The 25,352-nt window shown below is 54.1% G+C and carries 26 protein-coding genes and 1 pseudogene; 11 read left to right on the top strand and 16 right to left on the bottom strand.

Annotated elements, in window-relative coordinates:
- Window positions 1-147: 147 nt before the first annotated feature.
- Complete coding sequence (locus tag RHI63_RS07265; protein ID WP_310821394.1) at window positions 148-2,382, bottom strand: glycoside hydrolase; 2,235 nt, start codon at window positions 2,380-2,382, stop codon at window positions 148-150.
- A 164-nt stretch (window positions 2,383-2,546) separates the two neighbouring features.
- On the opposite strand from RHI63_RS07265, the gene RHI63_RS13075 reads away from it, so the two are divergent.
- The 6 genes and pseudogenes from RHI63_RS13075 to RHI63_RS07240 all read left to right on the top strand — a co-directional run bounded on the left by RHI63_RS13075 (window position 2,547) and on the right by RHI63_RS07240 (window position 8,198).
- Window positions 2,547-2,759 (top strand): Eco47II family restriction endonuclease, encoded by a 213-nt coding sequence (locus RHI63_RS13075; RefSeq protein ID WP_315863371.1) that lies wholly within the window; start codon window positions 2,547-2,549, stop codon window positions 2,757-2,759.
- Window positions 2,722-3,201: pseudogene (locus RHI63_RS07260) on the top strand (DNA cytosine methyltransferase); the annotation flags it as partial. The gene RHI63_RS13075 and the pseudogene RHI63_RS07260, both read left to right, overlap by 38 nt.
- Before the next feature lie 80 nt (window positions 3,202-3,281).
- Window positions 3,282-4,364, top strand: a complete 1,083-nt coding sequence (locus RHI63_RS07255; protein ID WP_310742823.1) for a zinc-dependent dehydrogenase — start codon at window positions 3,282-3,284, stop codon at window positions 4,362-4,364.
- On the top strand, window positions 4,334-4,636 hold the full coding sequence (locus RHI63_RS07250; protein ID WP_302677924.1) for a DUF2499 domain-containing protein: 303 nt from the start codon (window positions 4,334-4,336) through the stop codon (window positions 4,634-4,636). Before RHI63_RS07255 ends, RHI63_RS07250 begins: the two co-directional genes overlap by 31 nt.
- A 197-nt stretch (window positions 4,637-4,833) precedes the next feature.
- On the top strand, window positions 4,834-6,711 hold the full coding sequence (locus RHI63_RS07245; protein WP_310438305.1) for a cation:proton antiporter: 1,878 nt from the start codon (window positions 4,834-4,836) through the stop codon (window positions 6,709-6,711).
- Window positions 6,712-6,839: 128 nt separating this feature from the next.
- Window positions 6,840-8,198, top strand: coding sequence for an S-layer homology domain-containing protein (locus tag RHI63_RS07240; RefSeq protein WP_310821393.1), 1,359 nt, complete (start codon window positions 6,840-6,842; stop codon window positions 8,196-8,198).
- Between the two features lie 3 nt (window positions 8,199-8,201).
- Here the strand turns inward: RHI63_RS07240 and RHI63_RS07235 are convergent, their stop codons facing one another.
- The 3 genes from RHI63_RS07235 to RHI63_RS13160 all read right to left on the bottom strand — a co-directional run bounded on the left by RHI63_RS07235 (window position 8,202) and on the right by RHI63_RS13160 (window position 10,697).
- A complete protein-coding gene (locus tag RHI63_RS07235) occupies window positions 8,202-9,590 on the bottom strand; it encodes an NAD-dependent malic enzyme (protein WP_206199578.1) in 1,389 nt (462 codons plus the stop codon).
- Window positions 9,591-9,646: 56 nt separating this feature from the next.
- Window positions 9,647-10,087 (bottom strand): hypothetical protein, encoded by a 441-nt coding sequence (locus tag RHI63_RS07230; RefSeq protein WP_302676334.1) that lies wholly within the window; start codon window positions 10,085-10,087, stop codon window positions 9,647-9,649.
- Window positions 10,088-10,499: 412 nt separating this feature from the next.
- A complete protein-coding gene (locus tag RHI63_RS13160; RefSeq protein WP_399364981.1) occupies window positions 10,500-10,697 on the bottom strand; it encodes an IS630 transposase-related protein in 198 nt (65 codons plus the stop codon).
- 432 nt (window positions 10,698-11,129) lie between these two features.
- Here RHI63_RS13160 and RHI63_RS07220 point away from each other — a divergent pair, with 432 nt between their 5' ends.
- Entirely contained in the window at window positions 11,130-11,435 is a 306-nt protein-coding gene (locus RHI63_RS07220; protein ID WP_310821392.1) for a hypothetical protein, read from the top strand.
- On the opposite strand, the gene lepB is transcribed toward RHI63_RS07220, so the two are convergent.
- Window positions 11,432-12,001, bottom strand: coding sequence for a signal peptidase I (lepB, locus tag RHI63_RS07215; protein WP_310743592.1), 570 nt, complete (start codon window positions 11,999-12,001; stop codon window positions 11,432-11,434). The genes RHI63_RS07220 and lepB overlap by 4 nt on opposite strands.
- Before the next feature lie 75 nt (window positions 12,002-12,076).
- Here lepB and RHI63_RS07210 point away from each other — a divergent pair, with 75 nt between their 5' ends.
- Window positions 12,077-12,469 (top strand): DUF1823 family protein, encoded by a 393-nt coding sequence (locus RHI63_RS07210; RefSeq protein WP_206199574.1) that lies wholly within the window; start codon window positions 12,077-12,079, stop codon window positions 12,467-12,469.
- Here RHI63_RS07210 and bioA read toward each other — a convergent pair.
- The 11 genes from bioA to RHI63_RS07155 form a co-directional block, all read right to left on the bottom strand.
- Window positions 12,445-13,770, bottom strand: coding sequence for an adenosylmethionine--8-amino-7-oxononanoate transaminase (gene bioA, locus RHI63_RS07205; protein WP_310800081.1), 1,326 nt, complete (start codon window positions 13,768-13,770; stop codon window positions 12,445-12,447). The genes RHI63_RS07210 and bioA overlap by 25 nt on opposite strands.
- Complete coding sequence (locus RHI63_RS07200) at window positions 13,748-14,014, bottom strand: YlxR family protein (RefSeq protein ID WP_149818242.1); 267 nt, start codon at window positions 14,012-14,014, stop codon at window positions 13,748-13,750. Before RHI63_RS07200 ends, bioA begins: the two co-directional genes overlap by 23 nt.
- A gap of 2 nt (window positions 14,015-14,016) precedes the next feature.
- Entirely contained in the window at window positions 14,017-15,204 is a 1,188-nt protein-coding gene (gene nusA / locus RHI63_RS07195) for a transcription termination factor NusA (protein ID WP_149818240.1), read from the bottom strand.
- 40 nt (window positions 15,205-15,244) lie between these two features.
- Window positions 15,245-15,706, bottom strand: a complete 462-nt coding sequence (gene rimP / locus RHI63_RS07190) for a ribosome maturation factor RimP (RefSeq protein WP_190278200.1) — start codon at window positions 15,704-15,706, stop codon at window positions 15,245-15,247.
- Window positions 15,707-15,921: 215 nt separating this feature from the next.
- Window positions 15,922-16,221 (bottom strand): hypothetical protein, encoded by a 300-nt coding sequence (locus RHI63_RS07185; RefSeq protein ID WP_206199571.1) that lies wholly within the window; start codon window positions 16,219-16,221, stop codon window positions 15,922-15,924.
- A gap of 74 nt (window positions 16,222-16,295) precedes the next feature.
- Complete coding sequence (gene arsJ / locus RHI63_RS07180) at window positions 16,296-17,549, bottom strand: organoarsenical effux MFS transporter ArsJ (protein ID WP_206199570.1); 1,254 nt, start codon at window positions 17,547-17,549, stop codon at window positions 16,296-16,298.
- Between the two features lie 10 nt (window positions 17,550-17,559).
- Window positions 17,560-18,570, bottom strand: coding sequence for an ArsJ-associated glyceraldehyde-3-phosphate dehydrogenase (locus tag RHI63_RS07175; RefSeq protein ID WP_206199569.1), 1,011 nt, complete (start codon window positions 18,568-18,570; stop codon window positions 17,560-17,562).
- 87 nt (window positions 18,571-18,657) lie between these two features.
- On the bottom strand, window positions 18,658-19,269 hold the full coding sequence (locus RHI63_RS07170) for a DUF4033 domain-containing protein (RefSeq protein WP_310742819.1): 612 nt from the start codon (window positions 19,267-19,269) through the stop codon (window positions 18,658-18,660).
- Window positions 19,256-19,972: a hypothetical protein gene (locus tag RHI63_RS07165; protein ID WP_310742818.1), complete on the bottom strand. Its 717-nt coding sequence runs from the start codon at window positions 19,970-19,972 to the stop codon at window positions 19,256-19,258. The genes RHI63_RS07170 and RHI63_RS07165 overlap by 14 nt, the downstream gene beginning before the upstream one ends.
- A 74-nt stretch (window positions 19,973-20,046) precedes the next feature.
- Entirely contained in the window at window positions 20,047-21,363 is a 1,317-nt protein-coding gene (locus tag RHI63_RS07160; RefSeq protein ID WP_310742817.1) for a DNA methyltransferase, read from the bottom strand.
- Window positions 21,364-21,502: 139 nt separating this feature from the next.
- Complete coding sequence (locus tag RHI63_RS07155) at window positions 21,503-22,060, bottom strand: hypothetical protein (protein WP_310742816.1); 558 nt, start codon at window positions 22,058-22,060, stop codon at window positions 21,503-21,505.
- A gap of 84 nt (window positions 22,061-22,144) precedes the next feature.
- Here RHI63_RS07155 and RHI63_RS07150 point away from each other — a divergent pair, with 84 nt between their 5' ends.
- The 3 genes from RHI63_RS07150 to RHI63_RS07140 are packed head-to-tail and all read left to right on the top strand — an operon-like array spanning window position 22,145 to window position 25,347.
- Window positions 22,145-23,200: a thiamine phosphate synthase gene (locus RHI63_RS07150; protein WP_310742815.1), complete on the top strand. Its 1,056-nt coding sequence runs from the start codon at window positions 22,145-22,147 to the stop codon at window positions 23,198-23,200.
- Entirely contained in the window at window positions 23,197-24,387 is a 1,191-nt protein-coding gene (locus tag RHI63_RS07145; RefSeq protein ID WP_310438311.1) for a class I SAM-dependent methyltransferase, read from the top strand. The genes RHI63_RS07150 and RHI63_RS07145 overlap by 4 nt, the downstream gene beginning before the upstream one ends.
- A gap of 18 nt (window positions 24,388-24,405) precedes the next feature.
- Complete coding sequence (locus RHI63_RS07140; RefSeq protein ID WP_310821390.1) at window positions 24,406-25,347, top strand: folate-binding protein; 942 nt, start codon at window positions 24,406-24,408, stop codon at window positions 25,345-25,347.
- The last annotated feature ends 5 nt before the right edge of the window (window positions 25,348-25,352 follow it).

The following is a 25,352-nucleotide window of genomic DNA, read 5'->3' as shown; positions in this document are numbered from 1 at the left end:
CAAGTTGATCCCGCAGAGGTTTCCTATCTGAGCTTACAGAACTTTGGTACGCAGAAAATAATTTCTCGCTGCAAATTATTTGCCCTCAACCGTAGCTGCATTGCGAAGCCTGAGCGATCGCTTGTTGTTAACGCTTCGCCTCAAGGTCTAAGGTGTGGTCAAAAAGAGCAGTTGCTCTGTGGGCAGATGATCCAAGTAATAGCCATCCTGTGCCAACACAATCAATAAATGCAGGCCACAATCGGGATGCAGGTGCAGATCTGCCCAAGGAATGGCCACTTCTAGGCAGATGCCCAAGGCATAGCGGGCATGGTTGGGTCGCTCTTCCCACTGGTAGTTGGCGATCGCCTCTTTGAAAGCAATCTGTTGCTTTTCAAAGTCAATCACCAATTGATGGTGGTACAGGTAGTTGAGGGGGGCTGCGTCGGGGCAATCTCGCAGATCAGAGAGGGGGCTATTGTACGTCACCCTGTTGGGGTAGTACCAGCAAAAGTGCAGGGTGCTGATGTCATTCCCAAAGGGCTGTTTCTGGTTCGGAGTATCAAGACGCAGATAGATATTTAGGTGATCCACCCCATACCAGAGGCGACTGATCAGCGTTTGGCGGTGCATCGTCCCGCGGCTGCCACCGATTTGAATCCGGCCAGCAAAGTTCCAGTCCTGCTCATCACCGCGCCCATCAATCTCAGGGTGAATAAAGCCTTGGGGCGGGTAGGTATCCTTGGCTTCGTGGACTTCTAAGGGATCATTGAGAACCTCAGGAATTGGCTCCCCCAATGCTGTGTAGAGCGCCATCAAATGCTCACGGAAAAGCTGATCAAACATGGCATCGTGGTTCGAGGAGTGGCCTTCACCAAACCACCAAAACCAGTCAGAGCCTTCAGCCGCCAAAAGAGCTTGCCATGCTGCCGGATTCTTCGTTTCAGTGGCTTCGGGGTGGCGTTCAAGGGTTTGGCGGGCAGCCCCTAAATAGTCCCAAGCTTTGTTTTTTACCGGATCGCCAATCCATGTACAGAAATTGCCATCAATCCAAGAGCCGCTGTGAAGAGCAGAACCCGAAATCACCGCACGTGGGGGATATTGTTGCAGATACTCCGCCACAGAAACACAGGCAAAGTGCTCGTTCTCGCTCAGGCCTTGGTAAAGCCTTTCTAAGAAGGGCAGGCCGTCGCGGGGATAGTACTCCCAGCAGTTTTCACCATCGAGGGCAATGGTCACAAGCCATGGTTGCGCCAAACTGGATTGACCAGTCCCTTCATGGGCAATGAGTTGCTGGCGAATGCCCTCCAGCTGCTTGAGCAGATCCGCTGCCGCTGCTTCGGGAGCCATGGCACTGTAGGTAAAACCAATCAGATCCGAGAGGCGATGATCGCGAAAGACAATGTTGAGATCCCCTTTGGCCGTGGTCAGGCGGTAGGGTTGGTAAAGAACATTGGCCTGTTGGACAACCCCTGCTTCGTTGCGGTAAAAATAGGTTCCCGTTGTCCAGCCCAAGATGGCTTCATCGGAGCAAATCCACTCAAAGCCCTGCTCGACAATGGGTTCAAGAATGGCTGGACTCACGGATTGCTCTGACGGCCACAGTCCGCGGGGCGATCGCCCAAAGAATTGTTCATAAAGAACTCGCGCCCGCCGCAAATGCCGAGGAACATCTTCGGGATATTGAAACCGCTGTTGGGGCAGGGCAATGTTGGGAACCGCTACTTTGGCGGCATCGGTATCCACCAAGAGGGGCAAAATCGGGTGGGTATAGGGGGTTGTGGTGACTTCAATTTGACCCGCCTCTTGAAGGGCGCGGTGCTGGGGAATGATTTGGCCAAGAATTTCCCGCTGTTTGGCAATGATCCGCTGGCGATCGCTGAGGCTAAAATCCCGCCCTTGGGATAGCCATTGGGCAATCTCTGGCTCCTCCCAGTAGAGAGGATCAATCCACGCTAAATTGTGCCACGCTAACAAATCCCCATAATCTTGCGGCTGCCAGTGTTGCCAACACCAAGTTTTCCCTTGGGTTTGCCGCTGCTCGTAGAGTTCGCGATAGCGGGGATGGGGGTCAATCATTGTGCGGTGGTGGGCATCAAAGAAATGCTCAATGATAAACCAGCGCTGTTGATCCGTGAGTTGCTCGACCGGCGTCAGTGTGGCTGTGAGGTAGGGATCAAGGGCCGTACCGTTGACATAATCCTGAATTTGCAGCAACAGGGAGGGGACAAGGTTGACGGTTTGCTTGAGGCGGGGATATTTGGCGAGGACTAAGATCAGATCTAAGTAGTCCTTCGTGCCGTGGAGCCGTACCCAAGGGAGCAGGTATTGACCGGTGCGACAACTTTTGTAGAGGGGTTGGTGCTGGTGCCAAATGAAGGCAACGTGCAAGGGATACGCCACAACAAACTTGCCCCCAGTACTCAGGACTCTTCCTCTAGTATTTCAGGGGAGTCTCTTTCACCACCACTTTGTTACGTAAGATGTCAAAAGCAGTAAAAATCTTAATATAACTCTTTTCTTTTCTAGAGTATGAGTTATGCTCCTGTTCCAGTGCCTACTGTCAGCTGGGATTTATTAGCGACGAAGATATTCGTGCTCATGTTAAAGAAACAATTCTAAACTATCGCTCATCAATTGATTTCACAGAATTTAAGAAGCTCAAAATTGATCCAATAAAAGCAACTTTCGATATTGCTGTTTATCATCTCAGTGATGAGGAATTTATTGAAAGAGAAATCAAGCGATGTGCCTCCCTCTGCGGGTCAGCGTTACCCTGAGCAGAAAGCGGCGATTTTGCAACAGGTTCCCGAAGGGGGGTGTTGGCGCGACTTGCCCCCAGACCTGCAGCAGGCTTATCTGATGGGAAGTTTTCGTCTTGATGGTGGCAAAACGGGGATGGCACGGCACTTGGCATGGGATGAACCTGCGTTGACATTGACTTGCTCCCCTGCCCAAAAGCAAACAGAACGCTGCCACCCCACCGAAACACGACCGTTGACCGTGCGCGAATATGCGCGTATCCAAACGTTCCCCGATGATTGGCAGTTTTGTGGTTCTCTTTCAAGCCAGTATCGGCAGATTGGCAATGCAGTGCCCGTGAATTTGGCGGCAGCGGTGGGGCGATCGCTCGTGAATCTATTGAATGCCCTTGAAATCCAATCACCTCAGCCCACGATTTGCCTGTCAGCAGCAAAACAACTAGAGTTTTCCTTTGCTTGAGTTGCAAAGGGGTATCATCCAGACTTGCTCTCGGTGCAAGGGACAATTATCTTAGGGGTGGCGAGTTTGCAAAGGTCTCAATGAAAGCCCAAGTGTTCCGAGGGGTGAACCAACTCAGCTACGAGGACATTCCCATCCCTGAGATTGCTGCCGATGAAGTCCTTGTGCGCGTTAAGGTCGTTGGCTTGTGCCAATCGGACATCAAAAAAATTCGCTATCCCCTCTATGAGCCGCCTCGTATTTTTGGCCATGAAACGGCGGGTGAAATTGCGGCGGTGGGTGAGGCCGTGACGGGTTGGCAGGTGGGTCAGCGGGTGGTGGTCATGCACCATATTCCCTGTATGCACTGCGCCTACTGCTTGAATGAAAACTATTCAATGTGCCATGTGTATAAAACCGTTACAACCACGGCGGGCTTTATTCCCAGTGGCGGTGGTTTTGCTGAGTATGTGAAAGTACCGGGGCACATTGTGCAGCATGGCGGTCTGATTCCCATTCCCGATCACATTAGTGATGAAGAAGCCAGCTTTGTTGAACCCACCAACTGTTGCCTCAAGGCGGTGAAGAAAGCAGGTGTTGCTCCCGGCCAAACGGTGCTGATCACTGGGGCAGGGCCTATTGGCCTAATGTTTATTATGTTGGTGAATCTCTTTGGGGCACGGGCGATCGCCACCGATTTACTGCCCTCGCGAATTGCCAAAGCCAAAGAAGTGGGCGCTGCTGCCGCCTTTGATGCCCGCGATCCCGATCTCAGTGCCAAGGTGCAAGCCCTGACCCATGGCTTGGGGGTGGATGTCAGTCTCTTGGCGGTTCCCAGTGAGAAGGCCTTTTTCCAAGCCCTAGAGTGTACTCGCAAGGGGGGCAAAATTCTCTTCTTTGCCGAGTTTCCCGATGAGGTGGAGATTCCCCTCAATCCCAACATTCTCTATCGCCGTGAGATTGATCTCATGGGCAGCTACAGTTCCTCCTACCGCTTACAGTCCTTAGCCTGCGACATTATCTTTAACCGCCGCATTGATGTCAAAGCCCTGATCAGCGATCGCTATCCCTTGGTCAAACTTGCCGAGGCGGTGGAACAGGCAGTACATCCCACGCCTGAGACTTACAAAATCCTCATCTATCCGGAGGCCGAATGCACGCCCTGTCAATTTCCACATGGATAGTGCACATTTCCAGTGTGCTGGAGTGGATGGCCGCCATTTGGTTTGTGGCACAACTGGATCGCCGCTGTCCGGAGCAGGGATGGCGGTGGTTGGCGTGGGCAATGCTACCAGCGTTGGTGAGTGCCATGTGTGCCTGTACGTGGCATTACTTCGATAATGCAGTGACACTGGCTTGGTTGGTGGATCTGCAAGCGCTGCTCACGTTCATTGGCAACTGTACCCTCTGTGGTGCAGCAGCATGGCTGTGGTGGCGATCGCAAAGCGCACTGTAGCTGCCCTCTTGAAGTAAAGCTTAACAAGATTGATTGAAATTGGCAGTGCTCAAGGACTTCCAGTATCCTGTAATCAGGTTCCCCCGCAATAGGGTGTGACAAATGCAACAGTCCAATACTGAACTTTGACGTAGAACAAGGAGGAACGCTTGCCCGTCAGTCTAGCCCTAAACGCCTAAACCTCTGTGGAGGCTGCGATGGAAAGTAGTGCCGAACTCACCGCCTTGTTCGTCATCACCGTTGTCCTAGGCATTGGTGCCCAAGTGACTGCCCATTGGCTACGGCTGCCGAGTATTGTCCTGTTGTTACTGGCGGGTATTCTTTCAGGGCCGAGCGGCTTGGGGCTAGTCCATCCGGAAGTTTTAGGCGAAGGCCTAGAAGTGTTAGTGCCCCTGTGTGTGGCCTTGATTCTCTTTGAGGGGGGCTTGAGCTTAGACCTGAGCCGCGCTGACCAAGATATTACGGGTAGCCTCTGGAAGTTAGTGACGCTGGGGGGATTGGTGACGTTTGTGGCTGGCGCCATGGCCGCCCATTGGATTGGCGAGTTTCCGTGGCAACTGGCCTTTCTCTATGCGTCTGTGGTGGTGGTGACCGGGCCTACGGTGGTAGGGCCGCTGCTGCGTCAGGTGGGTGTAGAGCACAAATTGGCGGTCATTCTCGAAGGGGAAGGCGTGCTCATTGACCCCATTGGTGCCATTTTGGCGGTGATGGTGCTGAACGTAGTTCTCAATCAAGACCTCGGCATGGGGGCGATCGCCCTCGGGATTATTCAACGCTTGGCGGTGGGGGTCTTGATTGGTGGTATTGGTGGCTGGTGTCTCAATCGCTTCCTGCACCGCGCTTGGTTTTTGGCGGAAGATTTGCGGAACCTGTTGGTGCTGGCAGCGCTGTGGGGGCTATTTTGGCTCTCGGATCAACTGGTGAGCGAATCCGGCTTGATGATGGCGGTGGTTCTGGGGCTGGTACTGCGTTGGTCGGATGTACCGGGGGGGCGGCTACTGCGGCGTTTCAAGGGTCAACTGAGTACGCTCTCGATCTCGGTCTTGTTTGTCCTGCTGGCTGCGGATCTCTCGATCGCTGGTCTATTGGAGCTAGGTTGGTCGGGGGTGTTCACGGTGTTGTGCTTAATGTTCCTGATTCGTCCCCTCGGCGTTGTCCTATGTACGTGGGGCAGTGATCTCAGTTGGCAACAAAAAGCCTTCCTCAGTTGGATTGCGCCGCGGGGAATTGTTGCGGCTTCAGTGGCTTCGCTATTTTCGATTACCCTCACCAATGCGGGAATTAGTGGGGGGGATGCCATTAAAGGACAAGTGTTCCTGACGATTTTGATGACGGTTTTCGGCCAAGGCCTAACGGCGCGCTGGGTGGCAACCCAACTGAATGTGCGTGCCCAAGGGGCTTCAGGGGTGATGATTGCTGGCTGTACGCCCTTGGGTCGTTTGTTGGCGCGGATCTTGCGCGATCGCGGCGAAGAGGTGGTGATGATTGACACCGATCCTGAGGCCGTTGAACAAGCCCGCCGTGAACATCTGCCCGTCTATCTCAGTAGTGCCCTTGACCTGAATATTTTGCAGGAGGCTGGTATTACTCAATTGGGCACCTATCTGGCTGTGACTAGTAATACTGAGGTGAATGCGGTGCTGGCACAGCGCGTCCTCGAAGAATTTCATCCGCCACGGGTCTTGGCCGCCCTTGAGGTAGAGGATTGTCCCTTGGGGTTGAGTCCAGCCTTTACCCCACAACTGTCGATCAAAAAATGGAATCAATATATCAATACTGAGGCGGTTCGTCTAGGGGAACTGGTGATTGAGGAGGAGCGATCGCAATTGCAACGCCAGCACCTTGACGCCTTGATCCGCTCTGGGAAAGTGCTTCCCCTGCTTGTGGAACGGCCAGAGGGATTGCGGGTGGTGCGAGCCAATGAAGAGTGGCAAGTGGGCGATCGCCTGATTTACCTGCTCCACAGCCCCAAACCCCACACCCTACCGGCGGCCTTAATTTCGGGCTGGCAAATGAATACCCAAGTGGAATCGGTTCTTGTCCCCAGTGAAGCCCCTACCCCCAAGGGAACCTAATCTCCGGCACTGCGTCCATAGGCATCAGCAGAGTCAACGATTGACGTGTTTTCCCAATCAAAATTGCTGAGGGGAATCCAAAACCCTCTCAGATAACTTGAATACCCTCTTACTTGGAGAGATTTGCTATGCAGAGCCTCGCACAGCGCAGCTTGGCCGTTTTGAGCTGCGGTTTAATGAGTTCTGGTACCCTTGCCCTTCTAGCGGCTGTTCCGGTGCAAGCCCAATCCCGTTTTACCGATACCCAAGGCATTTGGGCACAGGCCTGTATTGACCACTTGGCCAGTCGCAACATTATCAGCGGCTATCCCGATGGCACCTTTCGCCCCTTTGCCCCCGTCACCCGTGCTGAATATGCAGCCATGCTGGGGAAGGCGTTTCCCAATGCGCCTGTGGTGCGTGCCCCCAGTATGTTTAACGATGTCCCCAGCACATTTTGGGCAGCGAGTGCGATTCAAAATGCCACCCGTACTGGCTTCTTGAGTGGCTACCCCGGCAATGTGTTTCAGCCCAATCAAAATATTCCGCGTGTTCAGGCGATCGTGGCTCTAGCCAGTGGCTTGCAATATCCCACACCGCCTTCTGTGGAGGGGGTCTTAGGCCAGTTCAATGATGCGGCAGCAATTCCCGCTTATGGACGTGCGGGTGTGGCCGCTGCCACCGCTAAACAAGTGGTGGTGAACTATCCCAATGTGCAGTTCTTTGCGCCAAATCAACTGGCCACCCGTGCCGATATTGCCGCATTCCTCTGTCAGGCGACCCGTGCCCCCGGTGCCCAAGCCCTTGTGCCGACGCAGTACATTGCGGGTATGGCTACCACCTCGCCTATTGCGCTCCCAGCCGGTCAGCAAATTCCGGCTCGTTTCCCCGATGCAGAGCGGATTGTCCTTAGCCCCAATGAAAGTGTTGCGATCCGCTTGGTGACGGCTGCCGATGTCCGCGATAGCCAAGGTCGTGTTGTGATTCCCGTGGGCAGTGAAATTTTTGGCCAGATCCAGCCCGCCCAAGGGGGGTCTCAATTTGTGGCCAATACGGTGGTGATCAATAATCGCCAACTCCCGATCGCTGCTAATTCCCAAGTAATTCGTACGATTCGCGATGCCCGTGATCCCAACATTGGCAATGTCTTCCGCAATGCGGCCATTGGTTCGGCGGTGGCTGCGGGGATTTCTGGCTTGGCGGGAGACCGCAGGATTACGCCCCTAAAAGTGCTCACGGGGACAGTGACGGGGGCAGCGATTGAAACCAACCAAGGACGGCCTGCCACCTCCATTATTCGCGATACGCTGATTGGTGCTGCTTTGGCCACGGGTGCTTCTGCAGTGATTGGCGATCGCAAGATTACGCCCGAAAAAGTGATTACCGGTGCAGCCGCCGGTGCCACCATTGGTGGTGCGATTGATCCAGCCGTGCAGCGACTAGTGGTGATTGATGCCAATACGGATTTGGGCTTGACCCTGACTCAACCCTTTACTGTCTCGCAATAGAGACTAGGCACGCGCTAACCCCAGCGATCGCGCGCAGTCCTCGACAGCCTTGGCCACTGCCGGTGCCACCCGTGGATCAAACACTGAGGGGATAATATAGGCTGAGTGCAGTTCCGAGGGACTGACCAAGGCCGCGATCGCTGCTGCTGCCGCGAGGAACATCTCCTCCGTCATGCGGGGTGCCCGACAGGCAAGGGTACCCTTAAACACCCCCGGAAAAGCGAGCACATTGTTGATTTGATTGGGATAGTCACTGCGGCCAGTGGCCACCACCGCCACATGGTCATAAATGAGTTCGGGTTGGATTTCCGGCACGGGATTGGCCATTGCAAAAACAATCGCTTTTGGGGCCATGCGCTGCACCATTTCCAATGTCAGGACGCCGGGGGCACTCAAGCCAATAAAGACATCGGCACCCTCTAGAGCATCAGCCAGCGTTCCTGTTTCAGCGACGGCAAATTCCTGCTGTGCTGGTGTTTGTGCTTTGTCTTTTGAGAGGATGCCTTGGCGGTTGCAGAGGGTTAGATGGTGGGCGCCGGCTTTGCGCAGGAGCTTGGCCACGGCGATGCCGGCTGCCCCCGCCCCGTTAATGACAATGCGCACCGTATCTAAGGATTTAGCCACTAGTTGCAGGGCATTTTTAAGGGCGGCAAGGGTGACAATGGCCGTGCCGTGCTGGTCATCGTGAAACACAGGGATATCCAATTCCGCTTGCAGACGGGCTTCGATTTCAAAGCAGCGGGGGGCGCTAATATCCTCTAGATTGATGCCACCAAAGACGGGGGCGATGCGCTTGACGGTGGCGACGATTTCATCCACCTCCTGTGTGCTCAAGCAGATGGGAAAGGCGTCCAGACCGGCAAATTCCTGAAAGAGCATGGCCTTGCCCTCCATCACCGGTAGAGCAGCCTCTGGGCCGATATTGCCCAATCCCAAGACCGCACTGCCATCACTGACAATGGCCACCGTATGGCTTTTGATCGTCAGTTTGTGCACCAATTGAGGATCGTCAGCGATCGCTTGGGATACCCGACCGACGCCCGGCGTATAGGCCATCGCCAGATCGTCGTATTCCTGAAGGGGATGCTTGCTTCTAACGGTGATTTTGCCCCCCTCATGGAGCCGAAAGGTGCGATCGCTCACCTCTAGCACCGTGGCTTGGGTGTCAGATTTCACAGCATTGACAATGGCCGCAGCATGATCGCGGCTGGCAGCCACCACCACCAGTTCCCGTAGGATTTTATTAGCGGTTTTCTCGATCAGGGTGATGGAACCCACTTGCCCCTGTTGCCCACCAATGATCTGGAGAACGGTTCCCAATTCCGTTGGATCTAAGGAAGTCTTCAATCGCAGCGTCAGACTGTAGGCAGGCGTCGGGGTCAGCTTAACCATTCAGACTTAACCAAAAGTTAACGGCAAAAGGTACCGTCTGATGATATCACCTCTGCCTAGCTTCCGGTTTGGGTGGCAATGGGCAGCGGCTCGGCTTTGCAGGCGGCCAAAATGGCGCGATCGCTAGCACTAATACGACGCAAACTATAGAAACTGGGTAAATCAATTTCTGCTTGGTAGGGTTCCTCCTCATAGGTGGGTAGAACCGTCACCTGCAACTGGCGATCGCCCACGGTACCCCGAAAACAATCAAAGGAGGAATTGGGCATGTAAAACGCCCCATAGACCTTCTGATCTTTGACTTCAAAGACAATATAGCTATGACCCACCTGTTGGGGTTGGGGCGACTCGCCAAGGAGATACAGGCCATTGACCAATGGAGATTGATTTTGTCGTGCCAAGAGCGGTTGAGCGATCGCCAGCCCATTGGTGAACCCAAGGGTAACAACTCCCAATACAACTGAAAGTGACCAACCCAAACGTGCCAACGAAATCATTCTATTTCCCTACCTGAAACGCGAAGTGGCCTAAACCAGCGTTTTGAAGCGTCAACCGTAGCGAAGGGCGGTGTCGTTACGCTGATACTTTGATCCTGACAGGTGAATAGCCGTTTTTCGTTGGAACTATGCCAGTAGTGGCACAGGCACAAATTGACCCCTAAAGAGGATAGTCCTTGCTAGCGTTCCCATTTAGTCCACTGCCTTGAAGGGAAGGGAGTTTATACCATTATTTGCTGAGCAGTAGAAGATGGCAGATTGTTTGAGTTCGCTGGATGAACAGAGTTCAAGCGACAAGAAGCGATATCCTATACCAGCTCTTTGCAACCATGAAACCGATGCCCGACAGCAGGAACGCTTGCAGATGCTCTACTGGCTGAAGCAAGGACTTGTCCACAGCTGCCCACAAAGCTCACTCTCCATCAATTCGTTGGCCTCGCGCTGACCACCCATACTCACACTCCACTCGAGAGTCAAACCCCGTCTCTAAGGCCGCCCAATCCAGTTTCCAAGGACGACGGGGGACAACCGTAGGGGCTAAGTCCTCTCGCTTCAGCCAGCGATGGATGGTGGCGCGGCTCACCTGAAAGATTTGAGTTGCTTCACTGATTTTGCCACCTTGCTGGATATAGGAGACAACCCGCTCTCGTCAGTTCAAGCTATAGCTCATATTCTTGAGTAACATTCATGACGCTTTGAGTATAGCCTATCCCTCTTGAAAATATCTCACTCTCTTTCGAAATGACTATATCTTCAAATTGAATTGGTATAAGACTCAATCATGAACTTTTGTACAGGATCGTAACTAGGTTTGGCTATAAAGACTACAATAGAAGTGTAGGGAAGGCGACTGAGTCCCCTACAACTCTAAACAGCTCCTCACATTTTCTTATTACTTTTTTGCAGTTAATACCTTAGTATTCACTGTTCAAGACTCAAAGCCTCACGTTTCTAAAAGCGGGGGAAGGAATCTAAGGAACTGTTACAAGTGATTTCATCAATGACTTCTCGATAAAGAGAAGGCGGGGGAATTATGTTCAGCATGCAGTTTTGGCGGCAGTCTCTTGTCGCCACGATCGCCTTGAGTGTGTTAGCCGTGTTTTCTTGGACACCTTTGGCTCACAGCCAAACCCATAGCACGCTACAGGTGGGAGCGACGGTCATTAAAACCTGTCAAGTCAGCCGCCCTGCCCAACCGTCAAGCCTGCGCAATGGCAACTACAGTTTGCAGACTGATTGTCTCCAAGCAACGCAAACAACTCCTGTGGGACAAGTGGTACCGTTACCAGTTGAATGGGGACTGGTGGAGGATGCTAACCCCACACTGATGCGGCTAGTCACCTATTAGGCAGCCGGGGACGAAATTTTACCCGCATGGTTGAGGGGCCAATAGCAGGCGATCGCCCGACCAATGACATTCTCAAGGGGCAAAAATCCCCAGATATGGGAGTCATTGCTGTGGTTGCGGTTATCTCCCATAACAAAGAGCATATTCTCTGGCACTGTCACTGGGGAGAGGGTATAAACGGGTGGCTCAGCAATGTAGGGTTCTGCAAGGGGGCGATCGTTGACCCAAACTTGACCATCATGCACGGCAACCGTGTCCCCGGCGGTGGCAATCACTCGTTTAATGAGGGCTTGATCGGCGCGATAACCAAGGGTCTGCAAGAGGGGTGGGGTATAGAAGACAACAATATCCCCCGGTTGAGGCGATCGCTGGCGATAGGTGATCTTTTCCACCACAATGCGATCGCCCGGCCAAAGCGTTGGCTCCATAGACTCTGAGGGAATAAAGCGCGACTCCGCCACAAAAATACGAATCAGTAGCGTGATCAGCACAGCCACCCCAATCAGGAGGGCATTATTGCGTAGCGATCGCCAGCGGGAAGGGGAATTCGTTGCCGAAGCAGACATATAAGGGCAGATTTAGAGAAACCACCCTTTTTATGGTACCGGTTTCAGTAGACCGACTGATTACAAAGAGTGTGAATGGATAGCTCTGATTCGCCACTCCCCCCTCTCACAGAAGCCACGTTGTGGCAAATTCTCAATGATGAATTGGATGATGCTACGGTCAATCAGCTCCTGTGGCACTGCTTGGGCTATCGCTATGACGCCCACAGCCAAACTTGGCAGAGCGATCGCGTGCCTCCAGAATGGCGACAAGACTATCCCCAACCGCCAGACTTCATTGGCAGCCGCCCCGCCATCGTCAAGCTCACCCGCTCTATTCCCCCTGCCCACAAGCAACTTCTCAAGGAACAGTTGGGCTTTGCTGGCTATGAAATCAAGGAACTCAACCCCCGCCGTACGCGCCGTGCCACTGCGGTCAATTGGCTCCTGAGTTATATGGCCACTCAAGCAGAGACTGCGGTGAAATAACCTGCGGCCACCTCGATCGCCACTTGGCGGATGGCGCGATAGACTGCGGCCAGTTCTTGATCACTAATGCAGTAGGGGGGCAGGATATAGAGCGTATTGCCCAAAGGTCGCAGCAGCACACCTAACTCAATAAAGCGGCGGCGCAGTTGGGGCACAAAGTCACTAAAGTAGGAGGCCGCCGTCGCCAATTCCATGGCCGCGATCGTGCCACAGGTGCGAAATTGCTTGAGATTGCTGACATCGGCAAGATACTGCTGGTAACACTGCCAATGGCGCGCCTCTAGACCTTGGTAGGCTTCAGGTTTGGCAAGCAGCAATTGAAATGAAGCCACACTCGCGGCACAGGCCAAGGGATTGCCGGTATAGGAATGGCTGTGGAAAAAGGCGCGCGCCGGATCATCGGCATAAAAGGCTTGGTAAATGTCCTCAGTGGCCAATGTGACGGCAATGGGCAAGCAGCCTCCCGATAACCCCTTAGAGAGACAAAGGAGATCGGGTTGTGTCCCCGCTTTCTCACAGGCAAAGAGGGCACCTGTGCGGCCAAACCCCGTCATCACCTCGTCATAGACGACTAACACCCCATAGGCCTTGGCAATTGCAGAAAGGGCTTGCAAAAACGAGGGACGACACATGCGCATTCCCCCTGCCCCCTGTACGAGTGGCTCAATGAAGAGAGCGGCATAGGCATCGGGGTCTGCCTTCAGGGTATCCTCCAGTTGAGCGATCGCCTGTGCTTCCTTGGTCTCCACCTCTGGATCCCCCGCATAGGTTGCTGGGTAGGGCAGGATTGTTAAGGGGGGGAGCAGCGGTTGAAAGGGTTGCCACCACGGGGAACTTTGGCCGACAGTCATTGCCCCAAGGGTATCGCCATGGTACCCGCCGGTAAAGCCAATGAAGCGCGATCGCTGGGGTTGATCTCGCCGCTGCCAATACTGGTAGGCCATCTTCAGCGCCACTTCCACGGCGGTTGAGCCATTGTCGGAAAAAAAGACCCGTTGTAACCCCGCTGGCGTGTGGGCACACAGCAGTTGGGCAAGCTGCTCCGCTGGCTCATGGGTAAAGCCGGCAAAAATGACGTGCTCAAGGGTTTGTGCCTGCTCATAGAGCGCTTTAGCCAGCACAGGATGGCTGTGGCCATGGAGCGTCACCCACCAACTGGAAATGGCATCAATAATCTGACGGCCATCGCTCAGTTCAAGGCGAGCACCTTGGGCACGCACCACCTTCAGGGGCGGAGCCGCCGTTTTCATTTGTGTAAAGGGCTGCCAAATGGGGGAGTCAGTCATAGTTGCGATGGGCATCTAAGCGAGCAGCAAGGGTCGTAAAAATATCCTCGGGAATGGGACAGCGGAGCGATCGCGCCAAGCGTTTTTTTTGTTTGGCCACCTTGAGACACTCGGCAGTGGGACACAGATAGGCCGATCGCCCCATCCCCCGATCCAACTGCACCTTTTGATCGGGCCAGCAGCGCACGATTCGCCAAAACTCCGAGCGATCGGCCAAGCGGCCACAGGACACACAGCGGCGTTGGGGGACAGCCATCATCCCTAACTGGCAACTTGTTCTTCGAGGGCGGCCATGGCCAAGCGATCCTCCTCTTCATAGTTGTATTGGGAGCTATCGCGCACCTCAATTTTCCAGCCCGTTAGGCGAGTTGCCAAGCGCACATTTTGGCCTTCCTTACCAATGGCTTGGGAGACCTTATCCGGTGCCACAAGGACATGGGCAATGCGGGCTTCGGGGTTGATTAGCCGCACATCCTCTACCGGGGCGGGACTGAGGGAATTGGCAATATAGGTGGCTGGATCCGGCGACCAGCGGATCACATCAATTTTTTCCCCCCGCAGTTCATTCACCACTGCTTGAATGCGGGATCCCCGTGCCCCAATACAGGCACCCACCGGATCGACATCCCGCTCTAAGGTATCCACGGCAATTTTGGTGCGGGGGCCGACTTTATGATTCGGGGGATTGGCTTCGCGAGCAATGGCCACAATCCGCACCACTTCATCCTCAATTTCTGGCACCTCATTGGCAAAGAGATAGACCACCAAGCCAGCATCAGCACGGGAAACCTCCAATTGGGGGCCGCGCTGAGGTCCCTCTTTGACGCGCTTGAGATACACCTTGAATGTGGAGTTGGCGCGGTAGTTGTCGTTGGGAAGTTGTTCCCGTTTCGGCAGTTCGGCCTCCACTTCCGGTTGGCTAGCATCGCTGCGCACAGCCATAATCACCGATCGCCGCTCAAACCGCAGGACGCGCCCCATGAGTACGGTGCCCTCGAGGTCTTTGAATTCCTCTTGGACGAGGCGACGCTGTTGATCTCGCAATTTCTGCGCCAGCACTTGCTTGGTTTGCATGGCGGCCATGCGGCCAAATTCCTGATGGTCAGGGGTGACATCCAACAGCACCGTATCGCCGACACGGGCATCCTGCACCACCTCAATCACATCGGCAAGGGCAATTTCGCGATCGGGGTTCGCCACTGTTTCCGTAATCGTTTTGGTGGCCAAAACGCGGAAGCCCTCCTGCTCGGTGTCTAGTTCCACTTCAAAGTTGGCAAAGTGGTCTTCTTCAAAGTGACTATGATCCGGGCGCAGACTGCGGCGATAGCGTTCGTATCCCTTGAGCAGTGCTTCCTTGAGGGCTTGATGTACCGCGTGCTTGGGCAAATTCCGCTCTTGGCTGATTTCATTGATCATGGCCCGTAGGCCGGGTAAGCGATAGATGGTCATCGTCCGTTACAACCTCGTTCATTTAGTAGATCAACTGCTGCTAAGGCTCACTGCTGGGGGTGTACAGTTGGACACTGGCAATGAGTGAGCGGGGAATCGCCAGCGATCGCCCCCGTTGATTGAGATAGACATTCACCGCGTCACGGCGAATCAGGTTGCCCTCCCAAAGGGTTTTGCCCCGATGGGGTGCGGTGGTCGTGACCCGTACAGGAAAGCCACGAAAGGCATCAAAGTCGCGATCGCTACTCAAGTAATCCGACAGGCCCGGACTCGACACCTCGAGAACGTAGGCAAACTCCAACTCTGGCAGCCCATCCAAAGCCATCTCCAGTGCCCGACTCAGCCGTTCGCAATCCTCTAAGCTGGTGTCATTCTCAGGATGGCGCACCTCCACCCGTAAAATTGGGGGCGATTGATGGGTCAGCCACTGCACACTCACCAGATCAAGGTGTTCTTGGTCGGCAACCTGCTGGGCAAGGGTTTGCACCACAGGCAACAGCATCTGTATCTGCATAGGAAATAAAAAAGGCGGGACATTGCCCACCACACCCAAACAATCTCAAAAAGTGACAACCTCACTTCCCGAGGGGAAGGAGATTTTTGAACCGTTCAGAATAGAACGTTCATGGGTGCTGCCAATACACCACTCTTCCTAGCACTTAGTATAGCAGCTAACAGTGGGCGATCGCCACCCTGACCAACAGACCCGAGACGCTCCTAGCGATCGCTAAAATCACCATTCGTCAGTTCATCACCGTCGTAATCCTCTTCCCCCAGCTCCAAATCCTCCAAGACGGGATTCAAGAGCACTGCCATCTCCGCCTCATGGTGGGTGAGCCACTGGCCTTGGGTGCGGAACCAGCGGGGCGGGTTAATGTAGCGAGCATAGTACCACGGGGGAGCAGTGGGCTGGCTAATTTCCGCCTGTACTCGAATTTTCTCACCCGCATAGTAGGCATCTTCGGGTTCCACTTCCAACCACACTTTTTGGCCGATGATTTCTTGGGGGAGCATCATAAGGGCAATTCCTCGGGGAACCTCACCATATCTCAATTTTATTCAGTTCTAACCCCTAGGGGAAAATGTTGCAGTTATTCACCATCCCCCACAACCAACGAGGGGTAGGGCTGCTGCCGTTTCGGATCCTCGAGCTTTAGGGAAATGAGTCCAGCACAGAGGACAAAGACCATCGAAACCCACAGACAGCCGACAATGCCCCAAATTTGATAGATGAGGCCAGAGAGAACCGTTCCCGCTAGTCGCCCGCCGGAATTGGCCATGTAGTAGAAGCCAACATTCAAGGCCACCTTTTCATCATCGGTGTAGGCCAGCACCAAGTAGGAGTGGACTGCCGAATTCATGGCAAAAATCAAGCCAAAAAGGAGCAAGCCGCCAATAATGACGGCATTGGGATTCCAGTGGCTCATCAAGCCCAAGGCAATGACTGCTGGCACAATCGTCAGTGTAAACGTCCAAAACTGAATAGTGGCGGCTTGGGGAGGGCGACCGCGATTGATGTATTTCAACAGCAGGGGTGCCGAGGACTGGACACCTCCATAGCCAATGACCCACAGGGCGAGAAAGCCCCCCACTTCATAAAATGACCAGTTGAGAACACTTTGGAGATAGACGGGCAAACCCACCACAAACCAGACATCCCGCGCCCCAAAGAGGAAAAAGCGAGCAGCAGAAAGAATATTGATCTCCTTGCTCTTGGAAAAGAGTTGGCGAAATTTGATTTTCTTTTTGATCTGCCCCATCCCCCGTGGCAATAACAAACCGCTGAACAGGATCAAGATAAGCGCGATCGCCATGATCCACAGAGACGCTCTATAGCCCGCCAATGTCAGCAACACACTGCCAACAAAGAAACCCACCCCCTTGAGGGCATTTTTAGAACCCGTCAGAATCGCCACCCACTTAAAGAGCTGTGACTCTGCCTCCTGGGGCACCACTAAGCGAATAGCGCTCTTAGAACTCATCTTTGTCAGGTCTTTGGCCACCCCCGACATCGCCTGTGCCGCCATCACATAGGGCACCGCAAACCACAAAGGCCATTCTGGCGTTAGGGGCGTGAGCATGATCAGCGAGATCACCTGTAAACCAATGCCCGCGTAGAGGGTGACATTCAGCCCTAAACGGGAACCAATCCAGCCACCGAGAAAGTTGGTGACAATGCCAAAAATTTCATAGAAGAGAAATAGGAAGGCAATTTGCAGCGGTGTGTAGCCAATCTGGTTAAAGTAGAGCAGCACTAGCATCCGCAGTGCGCCATCGGTAATCGTGAACCCCCAGTAGGCGAGGGTAACAATCATATAGTTGCGGACACTGGTGGACACAGCCATAGCAGACTCCTTAGGGCAACGTAGTGGCGACGTGACGAGCTAATTCGGCCATGCGATTGCTGTAGCCCCATTCGTTGTCGTACCATGCGAGAATTTTCACCTGCGTTTCATCCACAACCATTGTGGAGAGGGCATCGACAATGCTGGAACGGGGGTCGTTGCAATAGTCAATGGAAACAAGAGGGCGCTCCTCATAACCGAGAATTCCGTTGAGTTCCCCGGCGGCGGCAGCTTTAAGAGCTGCATTCACTTCGGCCACACTGGTGGGGCGGCTCACTTCAAAAACACAGTCGGTGAGCGACGCATTCAACAGGGGCACCCGTACCGCCAAGCCATTGAGTTTGCCTTGGAGTTCAGGATAAATCAGCCCAATAGCAGTGGCTGAACCCGTGGTTGTCGGCACAAGAGACATCAGACTAGAGCGGGCACGGCGCAAGTCCTTGTGGGGGGCATCCACCACTGTTTGCGTATTGGTGACATCGTGGATCGTGGTGATCAAGCCGTGGCGAATGCCAAGGGTTTCGTGAATGACCTTAACGACGGGGGCAAGGCAATTTGTCGTACAGGAGGCGGCGGTGAGCAAGTGGTGTTCTTGGGGATTGTAGAGATGGTCATTGACGCCCATGACAATGTTGAGGGCCTGTTCCTTGACGGGGGCAGCAACAATCACTTTTTTCACCCCAACTGCAAAGTAGGCCGCCAGTTGCTCAGCGGTACGGAATTTACCGGAGCATTCCAGAACAATCTCGACTCCTCGTTCTTGCCAAGGTACCTCTGCTGGGGTTTTTGCTTCCGAAAAGCTAATGATCTGATCGTTGATGGCGATCGCCCCCTCTTTGGCCTGAATGGCTTGGGGCCAGCGGCCATGCACCGAATCAAACTCTAGTAAATGGGCGGCAGCGGTTGTGCCTCCTTTAATCTCGTTAATGTGGCGAAACTCCAGTTCAGGCCAACCCCACGCGGCACGCAAAACCAAGCGACCAATGCGGCCAAAGCCATTAATGCCGATGCCAACGCCCATCGTTGCTGCTCCAGCGGGACATCCCTACGTTATTTCAAATAATCTTGAATTGTCAATCGCCAAAAATGATTCGCCAAGAGAATGGTCTTAAATGTGGGGGCAGGGGGTCTGACTCGGATCGTCCCAACAGTGGGGAATGGTTGGCTCAGGAATCGGCTGGGCAGGGGTACCAAAAACCATTTCGCAACTGTAGTCGCTAAAGTTGGGCGTCATCGTCAAGGGAATGCCAAATCGCTGCCGAAAGAATTGCTCCGTGGGCTTTTTGCACAGGTTCATGCACAGAGCCACGCATTGAGATTCAGCAAGATAGCGGCATTTTTGAATGCGCACGCCACTGTGTTGCCATTGGCGGGGTTGATCGGGGGGAATGACCTCGACCCAGTAGCGATCGCTGGCTCCCACTAACCAGCCCGTGAGGCGGGTGGCAAACCACGCATTCCACTCACAAACCCAGCGAGTCGGGCGAAAGAGTGTGCGTACCAAGGTGCTGATGAAGGGGGGAACTAACCGATCAAAGACGGTGGCCACGATAGCCTGCTGCTGCGCGGGCGATCGCCCCTGCTTCACTTGCCGTGTGATTTCAACAAAGCCAACGTAGCCGAATCGCTGTGGCTCAACCCCAATGACACTAGCAATCGCTCGAATCAACCGAGCCAAGCACCATCGCTCCAGCCAATTGAGGGACTCAGGCGGCATCATCAAGATGATCGAGCACCTCAAGGGCAGCACGGCGAACGATTGCATCCGTTTCCTGTCCCAGTAGCAGATATAGGGCTTCCTGCACTTGGCGACGCTCTGCCCCCTTAGAGATGCGAGCTAATTGGCGAATAGCCACTAGCCGATGCAGCGGTTGCGGATGGGTGAGGTCAGCAAACCATTGGAACACCTGTTGGGTCTGATGCTGCTGTTGCAGTTGCCCCATGAGCGTCCCAAGCAGGGCAATGACGGCCACTAAAAGGATGCCGAGGATCACAAGCGCCACCACGAGCCATGGATCTGCGGTGTGTTGACCCAAATGCAAAAGGGTATAGGTACCCAAACAGGCCAGCAAACCCCCGACCACCGTAAAGGCGAAGGGATGGTGTAGCCATTGGGACATCTGTTGGCGCAGGTCTTGCCATAGCGTCAACAGTCGGCGTTGCCAGCGACTGAGGAGAAAAATCGTACCCACGCCACTCAGGGTGGCCACCATCAGGGGGCCATCGGTTTGCCACAGGAGAAGACCTGCCCCCAATCCGCCGATGACCAGCAAAAGACGCTCAGACAGCAGATTAAACACAAAAGATTTCCAGCGCAGTCGTTGCGATCGCGTCGCGTGCCCTTTGGCCAATCGCCTGTGGTGCAGCGGAGTTGAGCGCCGTTGAGGTTGCGGCAATGACCATTTCGCCCAAGAGGTAACCATAGGGTGGGTGTACTGCCAGTTGATGCCTTATTTTACAGTAATTCTTAAGGTACAGCCCATCTGGACTGACTCGACTATCCTTTCCAGCGTAGGATCACCACTTCTTCGCGCAGTTGCTCCTTCGTGGCGCTGGCAAACCGTGTTCGGAAGAGATCTGTGCGCACAACCTCATAGCCAAGGGCTTGGGCAATGTCAGCCAATAACTGACCTGTGCGAATCATCACCCGCAAATAGGAGGCTTGATCACCCACGACGTAGGCCAATTGAGCATTGGGACGCAAGCGCGATCGCAGGGCAGCCAAGTGACGTGCCATGCCACCAAAATAGAGCTTTGTTACCCTGCTGTAGCGTCTCTCAAAGCCAGACGTTTTACCCAGCTCAATTCTGCGGCGTTCAATTTCAGCTGCTATCTCCTGAATTGCAGGATGGTTTTGAATCCACTGATCGTCGTCATCGGTTTTGTACACATTGCGCGTGTTGGAACGGATCAGACCCTTCTTGAAAGCTTGTAAATCCGCCTTGGTTTTGATAAAGCCCAAGACCACCGATTCGAGGCGGGTTGTTCTGGTGTAGTCCTTTTCATTGGGATACGGGGGTGAGGTGATCACCGCATCAACGGACTGCGGCGGCAATACTCGGTCAGGACATCTTGCATCCGCCAGATAGACGTGGGCAGGGGCATCATTTTGATTTTTGACCTGCCGCAAATCCTCCACCATTTCATCAATTTTGGCGAGCCAAGCACTAATCACTGGTGTATCAACTTTAGGCTTGCCAACACCCACTTCAGGGCCAAAGCGCAAATTACTCACGGCAAAAACCAGTATGTTGGCGATCGCCAGCAGTTGATGCCGATAGACCTGTTCTATTCTGTATTTCTCTAAGCAGTCAAGGAGTACCAAGATCTTGTGCAAGGGAATCGGGCTGATCGACCCCGTAAGGATGAGTTTATGTTGTTCTGGCGAGAGTTGGCGTAACGGTAGATCCGCAATATTCCCCTCAAAAGGCACCGAGTCCCCTATCCCTTGCTGCCGCAGGATGTCAAGGGCAAATTCTGCGATCTCACAGGAGTGACGGTAGAGTAAATCCGGATCAACATCCCAATCCGTCTTAACACACGTCGCAAAATGGGCAAATGGATTGGCTTCGGTACCCAATGAGGGGATTCCACGCAGCTTCGACTCAACCAGCGTTGTGCCTGTGCCGCAAAAAGGGTCGAGGATGACACTCTCTGCATTCAAGCCAAAGTCTTCTATGTAGTCCCTCACAAGATGGGGCGGATAAGAGAGCACAAACCGATACCAGTCATGAAAGGCGCGGTCTTGCTCATCTATCCTGTTGATATTGCTATTGTCTTTGGGAACGGTTGTATCCTCAGAATGTTTTAGCAACTCAACTCCTGTGGCGATTTGCTCCTAATCCTCTAAGTCTATGAAAAATTGATTGCTTGGGCAGGGGGTTCACTTCACTGCTGAAAAAGCGGGCACTCTTTAGGCCTCTTCGCGTCGTTCCTGAGCCAATTGAGGTTGTTTAGGGCAGACGTTGAATCTCAGCGCGGAAGCCATTGACCTCCATAAAGGTACGCATTTCGTTGGCATTGGCCTCGTTTTGGAAACTGCCCACTTGTAGGGCGCGGCGCTGGCCAAGGGTAATGGGTATCACTTCGGGAACGAGCGATCGCAGGCGTTCTTGATTGGCCAGATCATCCTCCCGCAAATCCAAAACAATGACTCGAAACCGCGTTCTGGGGGCTACGGGAGCGAGTGTTGCCAAGTTTGCATCAGAAATGTCTGGTGGGGGCGGCAATTGATTCATCGCGCGATCGCGACCCACAAATCCCATCGGAATCGGGCCACTAGGCACCGGCAATCGTTCGAGGGAGTTGTCAAGCTGCTGCGGCGGTGGGGTGGGAATTGGCGCCGTACTCACCTCTGGGGGAGGCACAGGAATCGGGATGACGGTATTCACCTCTGGCGGTGGCACGGGGATGGGAATCGGTTCTGCCGCCAATACGGGCGTCCCCCAACCCATTAGGATCAAACATAGGTGACTCAACCACGGCTGGGAGTGAATGCTGAAACGGCTCATCAAAAACTTCATTGCGCTATCAACAATGCCGATGAACGGTGAACAGAACTGTGTTGATTCTTTTCTGTGGGGATCGGACGTGCTATGCAAAATTTAGCTCCCGGATTTGAGGGGCAACGCATCCGGCGGATTCTCGATGCCAACCTTGACCGTGCCCGCGAAGGTCTGCGGGTGATTGAGGAATGGTGCCGCTTTGGCCGCGAAGATGCTGCCCTGAGTGCAGAATGTAAAGATTTGCGCCAAACCCTTGGCCGCTACCATACCCCAGAGTTGCGGGCGGCACGACAAACGGATCAGGATCCGGGGACTGCTTTGCGTCATCCCCAAGAGCGCGATCGCCAGACCCTCAGCGAGGTGCTCACCGCTAACTTTGCCCGTGTCCAAGAAGCGCTACGAGTGATTGAAGAATACGCGAAATTAACCAATACTGAGCTGAGTGACACCGCCAAAGCTCTCCGCTATCGCGTTTACATTCTCGAGCAAGCCCTGATCCTCAACCCGCGCCACGCTCGAGCGCAACGCCTGCAAGGGGCAAAGCTCTATCTGGTGACTGCCCCCAGCGATCGCCTGCTGGAAACCGTCGAAGCTGCTTTGAAGGGGGGACTGCCCCTTGTGCAATACCGCGACAAAACCAGTGATGATCACACCCGTCTAACCACGGCTCGCCAGTTACAAGCGCTCTGCCAACGCTACGGCGCCCTGTTTTTGGTCAACGATCGCGTGGATATTGCCGTGGGTGCCAATGCCGATGGTGTCCACCTCGGACAGACGGATATTCCCATGGAACTGGCTCGGCAAATTTTAGGGCGCGATCGCCTCGTGGGACGCTCGACCACCAATCCCCAAGAACTGGAGCGTGCCATTGCTGAAGGTGCCGATTATGTGGGTGTTGGGCCGATTTTTGCGACTCCTACCAAACCCGGTAAAGCGGCTGTGGGCTTTGACTATCTCCAATACGCCCGCAAACACGCCCCGATGCCGCAGTTTGCCATTGGCGGCATTGATCTCAGTAATATTGATGAGGTGGTCAAGGCCGGGGCGACTCAGGTGGCCGTTGTCCGCGCCATTATGGATGCGGCTGACCCAGAGGCAACCACCCGAGAATTATTACGACGCTTATCTCAAGGGGAACCATCATGACCTCGGCGGCTGAGATTACTGCTGCTGTGCGGCAACTGTACAATACCTATCCTTTTCCGCCGGAGCCGCTCCTTGATGAGCCACCACCGGGGTACAACTGGCGCTGGTCTTGGCCGGCGGCCTATAGCTTTTGCACAGGACGCTATCCCTCCCAGTTGGACGTTGCCATTCTCGATGCTGGCTGTGGCACTGGTGTAGGAACGGAATATCTCGCCCATTTGAATCCGCAGGCAAAGATTACTGCGTTGGATCTCAGTGAGGGTGCTTTGGAGATTGCCCGCGAGCGCTGCCGGCGATCGGGCGCCACCAATGTCGAATTTCACCACCTGAGCCTAGAGGATGTGGCACAACTGGGGCAAAGGTTCCAGATGATTAACTGTGTGGGCGTGCTGCACCATCTGCCGGATCCGCAGCGGGGCATTCAAGCTCTCGCCGATGTTCTTGCTCCCGGCGGCATTTTGCACATCTTTGTTTATGGAGCCTACGGTCGCTGGGAAATTAAACTGATGCAGCAGGCCATTGCCTTACTTCAGGGGAGCGATCGCCACAACTATCGCGAGGGGGTGGCCATTGGACGGCAACTCTTTGCCGCATTGCCCCAGAACAATCGCCTGAAAAAGCGTGAGCAGGAGCGCTGGAGCCTCGAAAATCAGCGGGATGAATGCTTTGCCGACATGTACGTGCATCCCCAAGAAATTGACTACACGATCGCCAGCCTCTTTGACCTCATTGCTGCCTCTGGCCTAGAATTCGTTGGCTTTTCTAACCCTCAAGTTTGGCGGTTGGAGCGGCTATTGGGCAGCCAGCCAGAACTGTTGCACCGCGCACAGCACTTAGATCCGATCCAGCAATATCAACTCATTGAATGCCTTGACCCTGAGGCAATGACCCACTTTGAGTTCTTTTTGGCCAAGCCGCCGCTGCCCCGTCACGATTGGTCTGAGGATGCGGCTTTGCTGGTGGCTATTCCGTGGCGACACCCCTGCTTAGAGGGTTGGCCGGGGGTCTGTGTCTTTAACTGTCACTATGATGTGATTCAGCTCAATCAGGCTGAGCAGCAATTCTTGGCGGCTGCGACGGGTCAAAAAAACGTGGCTGAGTTATTAGCTGAGCAACCGGGCTTCAATCTTGCAGGGGTGCGATCGCTCCTTGAGCGGGACTTGCTTCTCTTAGGAGTAAAAGAATGACGTCTTAGGAGTAAAAGAATGACGGATCTACTGGAAACAGTCTCTGTCAGTGGTGCAGTCTATGATTGCAGTCATTGGGGGCGCCTACGCCTCAGGGGGGGCGATCGCCTAAAGTTTTTGCACAATCAAAGCTCCAATAACTGTCTTGTCTTGCAACCCGGCCAAGGGGCAGATACGGTTTTTCTGACCTCGACGGCGCGCACCCTTGATCTTGTCACCCTACTTGTTCATATGGAGTGGGTGGATCTACTGGTGTCACCGCAGCGCCGCGAGTTTCTCTTGAAATGGCTCGATAAGTACATCTTCTTTGGCGACGATGTGCAGGTGAGCGATCGCACTTCTGACAGTTACTGCTACCGAGTGTTCGGTGCCGTTTCGGATCAGATCGCTGACCAATTGGGTCTGCAACCGTTTTCCCAGCCCTACGCTCATGTGACTCTCACCTACGAAAACGCTCCCATAACCATTGCTGCCACCAGTGGCTTAGCGATTCCGGGCTTGACCCTTTGGAGCGATCGCCCCCTCACAGATCTCCTCAATGCCCATCCCCAACTGAATGATACCGACTGGGAACACCTACGCATCCGCCAAGGGCGACCCGCTGCCGAGGCTGAACTCACCGAAGACTATAACCCCCTCGAAGCCCGACTGGGGCATACGATTTCTTTCAATAAGGGCTGCTACATTGGCCAAGAGACAATCGCCCGCCTCAACACCTACCAAGGGGTCAAACAACATCTCTGGGGACTGGAATTGAGTGCCGTTGTTCCCGCCCCAACCCCCCTACTTTTGGAAGGGGAAAAAGTGGGTCTGCTCACCAGTTGTACGCCCCTAAATGGGGGTGCCTTTGGTCTAGGCTATGTGCGCACTAAAGTGGGCGGTGCCGGGTTAACCTTGCACACCCCAGAGGGCATCATTGCTCAAGTGGTTGAGGTGCCCTTCTTAAGAACTGTTGCCTAAAAATA

It is taken from the genome of Thermosynechococcus sp. GLH187 (assembly GCF_031583395.1).
Lineage (GTDB): Bacteria > Cyanobacteriota > Cyanobacteriia > Thermosynechococcales > Thermosynechococcaceae > Thermosynechococcus.
Note: the sequence above shows the minus strand (reverse complement) of the source record. Positions and strands in the feature narration are given on the sequence as shown.

Coding starts and splice junctions, on each gene's coding strand:
- RHI63_RS07255 (WP_310742823.1), top strand. CDS start 3,282: ATGAAAGCCCAAGTGTTCCGAGGGGTGAACCAACTCAGCTACGAGGAC.
- RHI63_RS07250 (WP_302677924.1), top strand. CDS start 4,334: ATGCACGCCCTGTCAATTTCCACATGGATAGTGCACATTTCCAGTGTG.
- RHI63_RS07245 (WP_310438305.1), top strand. CDS start 4,834: ATGGAAAGTAGTGCCGAACTCACCGCCTTGTTCGTCATCACCGTTGTC.
- RHI63_RS07240 (WP_310821393.1), top strand. CDS start 6,840: ATGCAGAGCCTCGCACAGCGCAGCTTGGCCGTTTTGAGCTGCGGTTTA.
- RHI63_RS07235 (WP_206199578.1), bottom strand. CDS start 9,590: ATGGTTAAGCTGACCCCGACGCCTGCCTACAGTCTGACGCTGCGATTG.
- RHI63_RS07230 (WP_302676334.1), bottom strand. CDS start 10,087: ATGATTTCGTTGGCACGTTTGGGTTGGTCACTTTCAGTTGTATTGGGA.
- RHI63_RS07220 (WP_310821392.1), top strand. CDS start 11,130: ATGCAGTTTTGGCGGCAGTCTCTTGTCGCCACGATCGCCTTGAGTGTG.
- lepB (WP_310743592.1), bottom strand. CDS start 12,001: ATGTCTGCTTCGGCAACGAATTCCCCTTCCCGCTGGCGATCGCTACGC.
- RHI63_RS07210 (WP_206199574.1), top strand. CDS start 12,077: ATGGATAGCTCTGATTCGCCACTCCCCCCTCTCACAGAAGCCACGTTG.
- bioA (WP_310800081.1), bottom strand. CDS start 13,770: ATGCCCATCGCAACTATGACTGACTCCCCCATTTGGCAGCCCTTTACA.
- RHI63_RS07200 (WP_149818242.1), bottom strand. CDS start 14,014: ATGATGGCTGTCCCCCAACGCCGCTGTGTGTCCTGTGGCCGCTTGGCC.
- nusA (WP_149818240.1), bottom strand. CDS start 15,204: ATGACCATCTATCGCTTACCCGGCCTACGGGCCATGATCAATGAAATC.
- rimP (WP_190278200.1), bottom strand. CDS start 15,706: ATGCTGTTGCCTGTGGTGCAAACCCTTGCCCAGCAGGTTGCCGACCAA.
- RHI63_RS07185 (WP_206199571.1), bottom strand. CDS start 16,221: ATGATGCTCCCCCAAGAAATCATCGGCCAAAAAGTGTGGTTGGAAGTG.
- arsJ (WP_206199570.1), bottom strand. CDS start 17,549: ATGGCTGTGTCCACCAGTGTCCGCAACTATATGATTGTTACCCTCGCC.
- RHI63_RS07175 (WP_206199569.1), bottom strand. CDS start 18,570: ATGGGCGTTGGCATCGGCATTAATGGCTTTGGCCGCATTGGTCGCTTG.
- RHI63_RS07170 (WP_310742819.1), bottom strand. CDS start 19,269: ATGATGCCGCCTGAGTCCCTCAATTGGCTGGAGCGATGGTGCTTGGCT.
- RHI63_RS07165 (WP_310742818.1), bottom strand. CDS start 19,972: ATGGTTACCTCTTGGGCGAAATGGTCATTGCCGCAACCTCAACGGCGC.
- RHI63_RS07155 (WP_310742816.1), bottom strand. CDS start 22,060: ATGAGCCGTTTCAGCATTCACTCCCAGCCGTGGTTGAGTCACCTATGT.
- RHI63_RS07150 (WP_310742815.1), top strand. CDS start 22,145: ATGCAAAATTTAGCTCCCGGATTTGAGGGGCAACGCATCCGGCGGATT.
- RHI63_RS07145 (WP_310438311.1), top strand. CDS start 23,197: ATGACCTCGGCGGCTGAGATTACTGCTGCTGTGCGGCAACTGTACAAT.
- RHI63_RS07140 (WP_310821390.1), top strand. CDS start 24,406: ATGACGGATCTACTGGAAACAGTCTCTGTCAGTGGTGCAGTCTATGAT.